Raw genomic sequence first — 12,903 nt, forward strand, 5'->3', positions numbered from 1 at the left:
CGAAAGACGCGAAAATATGAACAATCCCATCGGCATTCGCACGCACATCCGGCATGCACGGTTTCGAACCACACCACCCCTGGATTCACGAAACCTCACGGCGCGAATGGCGTACATGCCACCGGAAAGGGGAATGGACTCCGACAGCCGAGGAGTCGGAGCGACACATCAACTCTATCGAATTTCCGCTCGACATCGCCGGAGTGAATCTCCGCCAATGAATACCGGTTCGCCACTCATCCCGCTGCCGGAACGGTAGTTCACGAAGGTCGATGCCACGGGCATATTCCTTCGTGTCATACCCACGACTTTACCCGGCAACAAGAACAAGACCACCCGCCTTTACCTGACGAGCAATGTATGACGGTGGGCCGGGGGCGCATTTCGCTGGACTCACCGAACGGGTACAGCAGAACAAAGTGAACGCATGTCGTGGTTTTCGAAACGTCGTCGTGGCGTTCCAGATCCCCGGCCGACAGATGCGACATCGCCAGAAGTCGGGACGGAGAAAAGGGTGATGCACATGGTGGGTTCTGTCTTTGTCATGCCCGGTACGGTGGCTCCCCCGCGCGGGGGGATCCTGCGCGACTTCCACAACCGGTACGAGACCGTACGTGAATCGCTTTCCCTCATCGACAGGGCAGCCCGGGAAATGGGACTGCCCGACATCAGCGCCCGGCTGATCGAGCACAACGGGACGAGCGACCGGCGCGGTCCCGAGGTGCAGTATCTGGAGATCTTCGCGGTCGCCATCGCGACGCACCGTGTGCTGATCGCCGAGGGAGCCCGGCCGGTCGCGATCGTCGGGCAGAGCATCGGGGAACTGTGGGCCCTGGCCGCCGCGGGACGCCTCTCCGTGGAGGACGCCGCGCGCCTGGCCGTGGCCCGGTCGCAGGCGCTGACCCGGCAGGGCTGGGGCGGAAAGATGCTCGCGGTCGGCGTGGACGGCCGCCGGGCGGAGTCGCTCACCGGCCTGATCGGCCATCCCGACCTGGTACTGGCCTGCGAGAACACGCCTCGGCAGAGCGTCATCAGTGGCCCCGAACCACTGATCGAGCATGTGGAGCGGGTGGCCGACGCGCTCGGCTGGCCGAGTTTCCGCCTGGACGTCCCGCATCCGACCCATACCCCCGCGATGGCGCAGGCCGCCCGCGACCTTCGGGCGGCCGCGCCACGGGTTCCCTACGGAGCCGGGCGCTGGCGGGTGTGCTCCCCCTGGCTGGGGCGGGACATCGGCGACGACGACCCGGTCGACCTGGTCGCCGACGCGCTCACCGCCCGCGTCCGCATGCTGCACACGATCCGTGACCTGCACGCGGCGGGCGCCGATGTCTTCGTGGAGTGCGGCGAGTGGCCCGTCGTCACCAAGTTCGTCGAGGCGTCGGTCCCGGGCGTGCGGTGTGTCGTTCCGCTGAGCGAGAGCGACCCGGTCGAAGCCGTCCGGGCACTGGTCGCCGAGTCCACCGACAGTGGTCCGTTCCGCCCGCGCCTGCCGCTGCCGTCGAGCAACGGACACGGTCCCACCGTGCGGGTGAGCACGGCCACTTCGGCCGACCGGGTTTCGGCGCTCCCCGCCACCGTCCCATCGCCCCGGGCCGACGTGCCCGCGCCCACGCCCGCCATGTCCTATGTGGCCACCGTCCCCCTTCCGGCCCCGGTGGCCCCCGCGGCCCCGGTGGCTCCGGCCCCGATCGCCCCGGCCGACCCCGTCGACGCGGCGGCCCCGGCCGCCCCGGAGGGCTCGCCGACGTCTGCCGGGTTGGACTACGAGACGGTGCTGGCCGAGTTGCAGACGCTCTACGGCGATTTCCTGGGCTACCCGCCGGACCTGCTCGGTGAGGACGACGGACTGGAGTCCGAGCTGGGTGTGGAGTCGCTCAAACAAGTCGCCCTGCTCGGGCGGGTGTCCGACCGGTTCGACCTGCCCGGTCTGCGGGCGAACTCCTCCCTGCTGACCGTCGGCACACTGCGCCGGATCGCGGAGTCCGTCGTACAGGGCCGGGCGGAGGCTGCCGCGCGATGACCTCCACCGACAACCTGCGAGGCCGGGTCGCCCTCGTGACCGGGGCCGCGAAGAGCCTCGGCGCGGACATCGTTCGCCGGCTGGCGGGGAACGGCGCCCATGTGATCGTCAACTACTTCCACTCGGTCGAGCAGGCGAAGCAGCTGCGGGCGGAGCTGGAACAGGCCGGTCACAGCTGCGAGTTCATCCGCGCCTCGGTGGCCAAGACCAGCGAGATCGACCGGATGTTCGACCTGGTCGAGGAGCGGCACGGCCGTCTGGACATTCTGATCAACAACGCCGCGGGCGGAGCGTTCCTGCCACTGTTCGGCATCGACGACACCTATTGGCAACGGGCGTGGTCGACCAATGTGATGGCGGCGTACCACTGTTCGCGCCGCGCGGCCGAGCTGATGGCGGGGCGAGAGGGCGCGAGCATCCTCTGTCTGTCCAGTGTCGGGGCGCACCAGCCGGTTCCGGGGTACGGCCCCGGCGGCGTCACCAAGGCGGCCCTGGAGTCGCTGGTCCGCTACCTGGCGCTTGAGCTGGTGGGCCGTGGCATCCGGGTCAACACGGTGCTGCTCGGGTCCGTCGCCAGCGAGATCGTCGTCAATCTCGACGCCCCGGACGTGGCGCTCGGCGACCCGGCCGGGACCAGCGAGCTGATGCGCCGTACCCTCTCGACGCCGGAGGCCGCCAGGTTGATCGTCCACCTCCTGCACGAGGACACCGGCTTCATCACCGGGCAGACCATCGTCGCCGACGGCGGCATCAGCATCGGCGGGATGCAGGGGATGCGGCTGCACAGCAGGCTGGCCGACCAGGTGAGTACGCCCGCCCCGCGCCAACCGTTCCCGCCCGCGGTGGTGATGACACCCGAGGCGGGAAGGCCCGCCCCCGAACAGCCGGCGGCTGTCCACCACGCGCCTGCACCCACACCTACGCCTGTGCCTGTGCCTGCCTCCGCACCTGTACCTTCGCTTGAACGTGTACCTGCTTCCACCCCCGTACCTGCGCCACCCACGACCGCTCCGGCTCCTGCACCGGAGCCGGCTCCGGATCGAGAGGCGGAGACGGACCCCGGAGCCGTCGCGGTCGTCGGCCTCGGCCTGACCCTGCCCGGCGCGAACAACACGGCGGAGTTCTGGGACCGGCTGCGGGAGGGTGTCCTGCTCTCCAGCGAGCCGTCCGCCTTCGACCTGAAGCACTTCTGGGCGCCCACCCGGGAGGAGACCGACGCCTTCTACGTCCGCGAGGCCGGGTACCTCCACACCTTCGTCCCCGATCCCGCCTCGATCACCGAACCGGACGGGAACGTCGGCCACCCCGGATGGCCGCGGACCACTCGCTGGCTGCGACACTGCGCCGTCCAGGCCCTCGCAGGGGTGGCCCGGCGTCCGGAGGACCGGTGGCTGGCCGCGACCACGGGTATCCACGACCAGACGGGGCTCGGCCCCCAGGGCGTGGTGCTGGGTGACGAGTACCGGCGCATGGTGCGCGAGGCGATCCCCGCGGACCGGGACGGCGACTGGCTGGCCGAGCTGGCCGACCACGCGATCAGCGCGCACTACGGAGGCGACGGCGGGAGCCCGCAGGCCTACCTGCCCGCGTCCGTCTCCCGCGACGCGTTGCGCGGGCTGATCCCCGCCGACTCGCAGCACCTGACTCTCGACTCGGCCTGCGCCAGCGGACTGTTCACCCTGGACGCGGCGGTCAAGGCACTGCGCGAGGGCTCCTGCGACGTGGCGCTGGCCGGCGGCACCGCGGTGGTCGAACCGATCGGGTTCACCCTCTTCTGCCGGGCCCAGGGCATCTCGATGAGCGGCAGGGTGCGTCCCTTCGACCGGGCGGCCGACGGGACCCTCATCGGTGAGGGCGCCGTCATGCTCGCCCTGAAGTCGTACGCGCGGGCCGTGGCCGACGGCGACCGGGTGCTCGGTGTCATCCGGGGCACCGGTCTCGCCGCCGACGGCCGGGGAAAGGGGATCCACGCCCCGGCCACCCGCGGGCAGCAGCTGGCGATCGCCCGTGCCTGGGCCGACGCGGGCGTCGAGGCAGACGACGTGGACTGGATCGTGGCACACGGCACCGGCACGCCGGTGGGCGATGAGATCGAACTGCGCTCGCTGCTCTCCCGGCTGGGGCCGCGGAAGCGGGCGTGCCTGCTGACGTCGAACAAGCAGGTCTTCGGGCACACCGGTGTGCTGGCGGGCCTGGTCTCGGTCGCGCACGCGCTGGTCGCTCTCGAACGCGGGGCGGTCCCCGGTCAGCCCGTGGTCACCGATCCGCACGCGCTGCTGGGTGACGGCACGCGGCTGACCGTACCGGTCAAGGACGCGCCCTGGCCGGCGGACGACGCACGACCGCGCGTGGTGGGGGTGTCGTCGTTCGGCCTCGGCGGAGCCGACGCGCACGTGGTCCTCTCCGACCGTGTGCCGCGGGCCGTGCCGGCTCAGAGGCGGGGCGGCGACCGGTCCGCCGACACGGAGGACCTGGTCGTCGTGGGCTGGAACACCCACCTGCCCGGCCTGGACCCCGCCCAGGTGCCCGCCTGGCTGCGCGGCGACGGCCCGCTCCCGGAGGCCGGTTTCGGTACGCCGTACCCCCTGCCCTCCCCACGTGACGTACGCATCCCGCCGCTGACGATGCGGCACATGGACGCCGCCCACCTGATGATGCTCCAGGTCCTCGGCCCGCTGCTGGACCGGCTCGGCGAGCCGGGCACCCGCCTGCGGCCCACCACGGCGGTGCTGGTGGGGTCGACGCTGCCGACCACGCACAACACCCGGGCCGCACTGCGGGTGCACGCCCGCGAGTGCGCCACCACGTTCGACATCCTGCCGGACCCGGCGCAGGCACAGACGCTGAAGAACTACCTCGCGAAGGGAATGGAGGAGGCCAAGGGGGTGATCCCCGGCGACCTGAACGAGGACGACTTCACCGGTGCGGTCTCCTGCATCCTGTCGGGCCGGGCCGCCAACTACTACGACTTCCAGGCCATGGGCACCAGTGTCTACTCCCACAGGGACTCCGCGCACACCGCGGTCGACCTGGCCCTGCGCCAGCTCAGGCACCGGGCCTGCGACCTCGCCCTCGTCGGCGCGGTCTGCCTGCGACCGATCAGCGGATGGGACCGCCACCTCACCGGTCTGGTGCCGCAGGGCCGGTCGATCGCGGAGGGTGCCGCCGTCCTGGCGGTCACTCGGCTCTCCACCGCCCTGGAGCACAGCCTGCCCGTCCTGGGCACGCTCTCCACCGCGGCCGGTGAAGCCGGCCCCGGGCCATCGGCAACGCCCGCGCACTCCCTTCGCGCGGTGGCCGACGCCGGACACACCTATCTGTCGCTGGACGCCCTGCTCACCGTCCTTGAGGCCGTCGTCACCGGAACGGACACCGTCGTGACGCCCGCAGCCGCCGGATCACCGCCGATCCGGTTCACCCGGCCCCCGGCCGACCCGGAGCACCACAGCCCGGCCGGGGAGGAGTCGGCACAGGATGCGCACCCCGGGCGGGAGCACACCGCGCCCGACCCGGCCACCTCGCCGGAACACACCACTCCCGACCGGACCACCTCGCCGGACCTTCCCGCGACCGTCCGGACGGGTCCGGAACCCGCCGCGCCCGACCTGACCACTCCGCCGGAACTCACCACGACCGACCGGGGCGGGCCGGAGCGCACCGAGGACGTCCTCGGCCGTCGCCAGACCTTCCGTCTCGTCCCGACTCCCCCACCGACGGGCGACCCTGACGCGCCGTCGATCCCGCCGGGCACCGTCGTCATCACCGACGCCCCGGACCTCGCCGCGGCGGCCGGCGGCCCGGACATCGCCGTCTGGTCACCGCGGCCGGGGCTCGAAGCCGCCGCCCATGTCCCGCCCGAGGCGGCGCCCGAGGCCCTGACCGGTCTGCCGTTCGTCCCGCGCCACATCCGGGTCCTGTCCCGGCTGCCCGTCCTCCACGACGGGGACGACCACGCGTGCGACGAGGCCGAGGCCACCCGGATGGAAGATCTCCAGGACCTCACGTTCACCACCCTCCAGGCGGCACTGCCCGCCCTGCGCACCGGCGGTTCCGTCAGCGCGCTCCTGCTCGGGGCGGTGCCGGACGACCTCCCGCCCCCGCTGAGCGCCCTGTTCACCGGCCTCGTCCGCTCCGTGCGGGCCGAGGTCCCGCAGTGCGGCGGGGTGACCCTGCTCAGCGACACGGCGGACCCCACGACCGCTCTGGACCAGTTGGCGAGGGCGGGCACCGCCCAGGTGCCGACGCGCACACTGGCCTGGCGCGGCGGCAGTTGGCTCACCCTCGCCGTCGCCGACGACCCGGCGCCGACGGCCCCGGCGGATCATCTCCCGCTGCCGCCCGGCGCGGTCGTGGTCGCCTTCGGCGGCGCACGGGGCATCACGCCCGAACTGCTCCACGCGGTCGCCCGTACCGGCGACCGGCCGCACATGTACCTCGTCGGCCGCACCCCGCTGCCGGACACCGACGACGCGCTGCCGCCGCAGGCCGAGTTCATCACCGCCGAACGCCGCCGACGCCCCGGGGCGTCGGTGGGCGAGCTGCGCGCGGCGTACGAGAAGGCCCAGGCGCGCCTGGAGGTACGCCGCACGGTGCGGCGGCTGGCGGAGCTGTGCGGACCGGACCGTGTCCACCACCGGGTGTGCGACATCCTGGACGCCGAGCGCACCACCGCCGTCCTCGGCGAGATCCTCGACCGGCACGGCCGGATCGACCTGCTCGTCAACACGGTCCTCGACCTGCGTTCGCGTGCGCTGCACGCCAAGACCCTGACCGATTTCCGGGCGGTACGGGCCACCAAGGCGACCGGCTACCGCAACCTCAAACGGGCGCTGGCCGGGCGTCCGCCCCTGATCTGGTGCAACTTCAGCACCCTGGCGACGCTCGCTCCCGCGCCCGGTGACATCGACTACTGCGCCGTCAACGAGTACCTGGCGTACGCGAGCGCGTGGGCACAGCGGCACGGACCGGACGGCCACCACGAGACGGCGATCCTCTGGAGCGGCTGGCGGGAGGTCGGCGTCGCCAGCAGCGTCACCATGCGGGAGACCCTCAAACGCAACCGGATGGACGCCTACGTCAGCACCGCGCAGGGATGCGCGCAGTTCCTCTCCGCAGTGACCCGGCCACCGGCCAACGGGGTGGCGTTCTTCATCCGGGAGGAGGAACGCGTCCTGCTGGCCCGGCGCGGGATCAGCACCTGGGGTTCCTCCGGCGAGCTGCGGATCCCCGCCCCGGACGCGCCACCGCCCGCCCCGCCGGATCCGGCGCTGGCCTCGCCGCTGCTCGACGGTGTCCTGCACCGCGGCAAGAACTGGGCCGTCTTCACCAAGACCTGGGATCCGCGCACGCTGGCCGAGCGGGACGGGCGGTGGATGCGCCACCACCGGGTCAACGGTGAGTACACGCTGCCCGGCACGTTCGCCCTGGAGGCCGCGGCCGGCGCGGCATCGACGCTCTGCCCCGGCCTCCAGGTCACCGGGTTCCGCGCTCTCGTCTGCCGGACGTCGATCACGGTCAGGCTCGCCGGGCCGCCGCGCACCGTCGCGGTGGAGGCCCGGGTCACGAGCCGCGAGCGCGACCGGGCCGAGGTGGCCGTCAGGATGACGGCGCACCGGATCGGCAAGAACGGCAAGGTGCTGCGCTTCAACGACCTGTTGTGCGAGACGACGGTCGTGCTGGCGGATCGCTTCCCCGATCTCGCCGGCCCTCCCGACTGCTCGTCCCACGAACCCGAACCCGGTTTCGCGATGCCGGTCTACTCCCCCGATCCGCCGATCTCGCTCACCGGTCCGTTCGCCGGGACCAGCGACTACGCCCGCGGGCCGGACGGGAACAGCGCCCGGTTCAGCCTGGACCACACCGCCTGGGCTCCGGTCCTGGCCGGGACGACCGTACCGGCGATCCTGCTGGACGCGATGGTGCATCTGTTGCTGCTGCCGCCGCGCGGTGACCACCCGCCTCTGGTCGGCCCGATGGCCGGCCTCGACGAGGTCGACCTCAGGGGGCCGGGCAACGACTGCCGGCTCAGCGCGGAGAACCCGGCCATCCGGCTGCACTGCGACTTCGCCACCGGGACCCTGACCGCCGTGACCGGTCACGGCCGGGTACTGGCCCGGATCACCGGGGTCAGCGCCCACGCCCTGGACCACAGCGGAGAACTGGTCCGGCCGCGCGCCCGCGTTCCGCAGTCGCCCCTTTCGTGACAGCCCGAGGAGACAGCAGTGTTGTGGCAGAACATCGCGATCGCCGGTACCGGCGCATGGGTACCACCCGTCAGAGCCGGGCACGAACCGTGGGACCGGGCGGCCACCGAGCAGCCCTCCCTGGCGGCGCTCAACGGATTCACCTCGGCCGCCGTCTCGACGGACAGCACGGCGACGCAGATGGCGGCCCGCGCCGGCCTCAAGGCGCTGCGCCACGCGGACGTCGCCGGCGCCGATCTGAGCCTGCTCGTGCACGCCAACTTCCAGGACGGGGACCACTACACGCCCGCGCCGTACCTGCTGCGGGTGCTCGGGGGGCCGGACACCAACGGGATCGAGCTCGGGGCCGCCAGCGACGGCGGGGCTGCGGCGCTCGTCGTCGCGGCCGAGCACCTCACCGCCAGGCCGGACGCGAAAGCCGCGCTGGTCACGGCCGCCGGTCGGTTCCCGGAGGAGCGATGGGGCCATTCCCAGGAGATGAACTACGTGCCCGGTGACGCCGGCGCCGCCGCCGTCCTCACCCGGGGAACGGGCTTCGCCCGCCTGGTGGCGACCGCCCACGCCACGGAGCCGCAACTGGAAATGCTCACCCGGGCCAGGACGGGGCCCGTCGGGGCCGACCGGTCGTTCCCCATCGAGGAGACCGGGTTCATGCCCCACATCGACGCGCTGCAGCGGTCCACCCGCCGCTGCATCGAGACCGTCCTGGAGGAGACCGGTGTGAGACCGGCGGACATCTCGCACGTGGTGTCCATCGCGATCGGGTCGGTCGTGCTGGACCTGGTGCTCGCCGGCTCACCGCTCAACGTCCGGTCCGGCGAGACCGCCTGGACCTTCGGCCGCCACCTCGGCCATGCCGGGCCGTGCGACGTGCTCCTCGCCCTCGACCGGTTGTTCCGCTCCGGCACCCTGCGGGCCGGGGAACGCATCCTCGTCGTGAGTTTCGGAGTCGGCTTCCGCTGGACCTCCGCGCTGCTCGAGGTCACCCATGATCACGCCGCCGCGGTGCCGGCCGGCCGATCCACCAAGGAATGAGGCTGTCCATGACCGACTCGACCGCGGCGACCGCCGCGTCGGTTCCGCTCGCCCCGCGGGCCCTGCCGCTGCTGGGCCACGCGCTGCCGCTGCTCCGCGATCCGCTGGCGTTCATCATGTCCCTGGCCGAGTACCGCTCGATGGTCCGCGTCCGGCTCGGACCGAGTACCGCCGTGATGATCTGCGATCCGGCCCTGACCCGGCAGGTGTTCCTGAACGACCGGGTCTTCGACAAGGGCGGCCCGATCTACGACCGGATCAGCGAGGTCATCGGCGACGGCCTGTCCACCTGCTCGTACACCCTGCACCGGCGGCAGCGGCGGCTGTGCCAGCCGTCGTTCCATCCCACCCGGCTCGCCGGTTACGGGGTGGTGTTCGCCCGCGCCGCCCAGCTGAAGGCGGGCTCCTGGCACGACGGTGATGTCCTCGACGTCACCCAGGAAATGATGACGCTGACGACGCGAGCCACCATGGAGACGATGTTCAGCGGCTCGCTGTCGGAGGAGACCATGCGGCGGTCCCTGGCCGACACCGCCACCATCGTCAGCGCGTTCTTCCGCCGGATGATGACACCGCCCCTGCTGCGCCGGCTGCCGACTCCGCGGAAGCGGCGGTACGACCACGCCCGCAACCGGCTGTCGGCCACCATCGCGGAGATCATCGCCGAACGGCGGGCCGATCCGACCGACCATGCCGACCTGCTCTCCGCACTGGTCGGGGCGGTCGACGAGGAGAGCGAGGACGGCAAGAAGCAGCTCAACGACACCGAACTGGCCGACGAAGCCCTCACGTTCTTCCTCGGCGGGATGGAGACGACGGCGATCACCCTGGCCTGGGCGCTGAACCTGCTCGCCACGCACCCGGACGTCCAGCGCCGCCTCCAGGCCGAGACCGACAGCGTCCTGGCCGGTGGGCAGCTCGATCCCGCACACCTGCCCTCGCTCGGCCTGGCCGCCCGCGTGGTGACCGAGGCACTGCGGCTGTATCCGCCCGCCTGGATGATGACCCGCACCCTCAGGGAGGACGCCGAACTCGGTGGCGTACGGCTCAAGGGCGGCAGCATCCTGGTGCTCAGCCCGTACCTCCTGCACCGCCGGCCCGACCTCTACACCGAGCCCGACCGGTTCGACCCGGACCGCTGGCTCGGCGCCCAGCCCGACCGGGCCACCTACCTCCCGTTCGGTGCCGGCCCCCGTAAGTGCATCGGGGACCAGTTCGCCCTCAATGAAGCCATCCTGGCCCTCACCGCCATCGTCGCGCGCTGGGAGGTGTCCCCCGTCGACGACGAGCCGTTCCGGCCCAAGGTGGAGACCAGCCTGAGTTCGCGCGGGCTGGGCCTGCGGCTCAGTGAGCGGCGGACGGGCGGCGCCGGCGGTACCGGCCTCCGCGACGCGGCCGTGCCGCGACCCGCGTCCGCCCAGCCGTCCGCGGAGCCGGGCGGCGCGTGCCCGGTGAAGCACGGGGAGCGATGACGCCATGAAGCCTCACCTGAAGCCGCTGGTGAAGAACCTTCTCAGTTCCCGGCAGGCCGATCCGCTCGCCGCGGCACCGGCCGACGCCCTGCACGCTCCCTCACGCCCTTACCCGAACGGGTGGTTCTGCCTGGCCTTCACCGACGAGGTGCGGCCCGGCTCCGTGACCACCCGTCCGCTGGCGGGCGCGGAGGTCGTCCTGTACCGGACGGCCAACGGCACGCTGCGGGCAGTGCGGCCCCGGTGCCCGCATCTGGGAGCGCATCTCGGGGTCGGCGGATGGGTCGAGGGTGAGGACATCGTCTGCCCCTTCCACCAGTTCGCGTTCGGCCCGGACGGTACCTGCGTACGCACGGGATACGGCGAACCACCGCCGAAGGCGTCCCTGTCGCCGTACCCGGTGTGCGAGGCCAACGGCTCGGTCTATGTGTGGTGGCACGCCCTGGGCCTGCCCCCGCAGTGGGACGTGCCGCTCTTCCCCATGGACGACCGGCAACCGTTCAGCCATGACACGTTCGATCTCGCCGGTCATCCGCAGGACGTCATCGAGAACGCGTTCGACTGGGGTCATCTGCCGACGCTGCACGGTCTGAAGGGTCTCGACATCGAGGGCGCACCGGTGGCCGGACAACAGGTCGGCACCGTCACCGCGACCGCCCGCGGCACCATGATGCGCGGCTTCCGCCAGTCCTACACGCTCACGGTGATCGGACTGGCCACCATCGCGGCGCGGACGGTCCTGCCCCGGGGCGCGGGCAGCCTGTACGTGATGCTCCACGCGACGCCGACCGGTCCGGGACGCATCCAGCTCCGGTTCGGTACGAAGCTGGAGCTGAGCGGCGTCCCCGGCCTGCCCGACAGGATGGGGCGCGCGGCGGTGATGCCCGTCGCCAGGCTGCTCAGCGCCGTACTCCAGCGGGTGGCGAGCGTCGACACCGGCGCGGACCTGCTGATGTGGCATCACCAGGAGCATGTCGAGCATCCGAAGCTCGCCAAGGGGGACGGTCCGATCGGCCGGTACCGGCAGTGGGCGCAGCAGTTCTACACGGAACCCACGGGCGGCCCGGCACCACCGCGGCCCTCCCGTACCGAGGCGATCCGCGCCGAGGAGTGATCTCCGACGCCGGCGGTCCGGGGGCGCGCAGGCCGCTCCCGGGGCCGCGGGGCCTGCCGACGCCCACACCGTCGCGGACCGGAGCTGGGCGCCGCCGTCGGCGATCACCGTGTTTCGACGTGGCCCGGGAGCCGGCCGGGCCCGGACCGAAAGAGGGACGACATGGCAGCGGAGAGCGGTACGCCCACAGCGGGGCACCGATTGGCTGTGCTCGGGGCGGGGGTGATGGGGTCGGGCATCGCCGCGCTGGCGGTCGGGCACGGCATCGCGGTGTCGCTGATCGACCTGGACCGGCGCCGGCTGGACGAGGCCCCGGCGAGGATCGGCCACCAGGTGCGGATGGCGCGGCTGATGGGCGCGCTGCCGGACGAGGCCGTCCCCGGCGCTCTCGTCACCGGTCTGTCGCTCGACCGCCTGGTGGCGGCCGAGGACGCGGCACCCACCGCGGTGATCGAGGCGGTCACCGAGGACGCCGACGCCAAGGCGAAGGTGCTCGCGGACGTGTCCGCACTGGTCGCGCCCGGCACCCCGATCATCTCGAACACGTCGGCGATTCCCATCGACGAACTCGCTCGGGCGACGGCACGGCCGGTGGATCTGATCGGCACCCACTTCATGAATCCGCCCTACCTGATCCGGACGGTAGAGGTCATCCGGGGTAGGCACACCGGCGAGGCCACCCTGGACGCGCTGCGGGCACTGCTGGCCGCGCTGCGCCGCGTACCGGTCGTGGTCGGCGACGCGCCGGGTTTCGTCACCAGCCGGATCCTGCACCCCATGATCAACGACGCGGTCCGGGTGGTGGCGGCGGGTACCGCGAGCGCCGAGTCGGTCGACCGGCTCATGCAGGGGTGCCTGGGTCATCCGACGGGACCGCTCCGCACCGCCGACCTCATCGGGCTGGACAACCTGGTCGACTCGCTGTGGGTGCTGCACAGCCGGACCGGTGACGAAGGGTGCCGCCCCTGCGGCCTGTTGCTGGAGATGGTGCGGGCGGGCCACCTCGGCCGCAAGAGCGGGCGCGGCTTCTACGAGTACGAGGGAGAACACGCATGA

6 protein-coding genes are annotated in these 12,903 nt (G+C 72.2%); all 6 read left to right on the plus strand.

What is annotated here, in order from left to right; translation table 11 throughout:
* Window positions 1-523 precede the first annotated feature (523 nt).
* The 6 genes from OG251_RS41175 to OG251_RS41200 all read left to right on the plus strand — a co-directional run bounded on the left by OG251_RS41175 (window position 524) and on the right by OG251_RS41200 (window position 12,903).
* Window positions 524-2,023: an acyltransferase domain-containing protein gene (locus OG251_RS41175; RefSeq protein ID WP_326682381.1), complete on the plus strand. Its 1,500-nt coding sequence runs from the start codon at window positions 524-526 to the stop codon at window positions 2,021-2,023.
* A complete protein-coding gene (locus OG251_RS41180) occupies window positions 2,020-8,226 on the plus strand; it encodes an SDR family oxidoreductase (protein WP_326682382.1) in 6,207 nt (2,068 codons plus the stop codon). The genes OG251_RS41175 and OG251_RS41180 overlap by 4 nt, the downstream gene beginning before the upstream one ends.
* Before the next feature lie 18 nt (window positions 8,227-8,244).
* A complete protein-coding gene (locus tag OG251_RS41185; RefSeq protein WP_326682383.1) occupies window positions 8,245-9,261 on the plus strand; it encodes a 3-oxoacyl-[acyl-carrier-protein] synthase III C-terminal domain-containing protein in 1,017 nt (338 codons plus the stop codon).
* Between the two features lie 8 nt (window positions 9,262-9,269).
* Window positions 9,270-10,733: a cytochrome P450 gene (locus tag OG251_RS41190; RefSeq protein WP_326682384.1), complete on the plus strand. Its 1,464-nt coding sequence runs from the start codon at window positions 9,270-9,272 to the stop codon at window positions 10,731-10,733.
* Between the two features lie 4 nt (window positions 10,734-10,737).
* The gene (locus OG251_RS41195) at window positions 10,738-11,847 is read left to right on the plus strand and encodes a Rieske 2Fe-2S domain-containing protein (protein ID WP_326682385.1); all 1,110 of its coding nucleotides are present in this window, start codon (window positions 10,738-10,740) and stop codon (window positions 11,845-11,847) included.
* A gap of 162 nt (window positions 11,848-12,009) precedes the next feature.
* A complete protein-coding gene (locus OG251_RS41200) occupies window positions 12,010-12,903 on the plus strand; it encodes a 3-hydroxyacyl-CoA dehydrogenase family protein (RefSeq protein WP_326682386.1) in 894 nt (297 codons plus the stop codon).

This window comes from Streptomyces sp. NBC_01237, from assembly GCF_035917275.1.
GTDB lineage: Bacteria > Actinomycetota > Actinomycetes > Streptomycetales > Streptomycetaceae > Streptomyces.

Excerpts from the sequence above, each read along its gene's own strand:
- OG251_RS41175 (WP_326682381.1), top strand. The coding sequence starts at position 524 with ATGGTGGGTTCTGTCTTTGTCATGCCCGGTACGGTGGCTCCCCCGCGC.
- OG251_RS41180 (WP_326682382.1), top strand. The coding sequence starts at position 2,020 with ATGACCTCCACCGACAACCTGCGAGGCCGGGTCGCCCTCGTGACCGGG.
- OG251_RS41190 (WP_326682384.1), top strand. The coding sequence starts at position 9,270 with ATGACCGACTCGACCGCGGCGACCGCCGCGTCGGTTCCGCTCGCCCCG.
- OG251_RS41195 (WP_326682385.1), top strand. The coding sequence starts at position 10,738 with ATGAAGCCTCACCTGAAGCCGCTGGTGAAGAACCTTCTCAGTTCCCGG.
- OG251_RS41200 (WP_326682386.1), top strand. The coding sequence starts at position 12,010 with ATGGCAGCGGAGAGCGGTACGCCCACAGCGGGGCACCGATTGGCTGTG.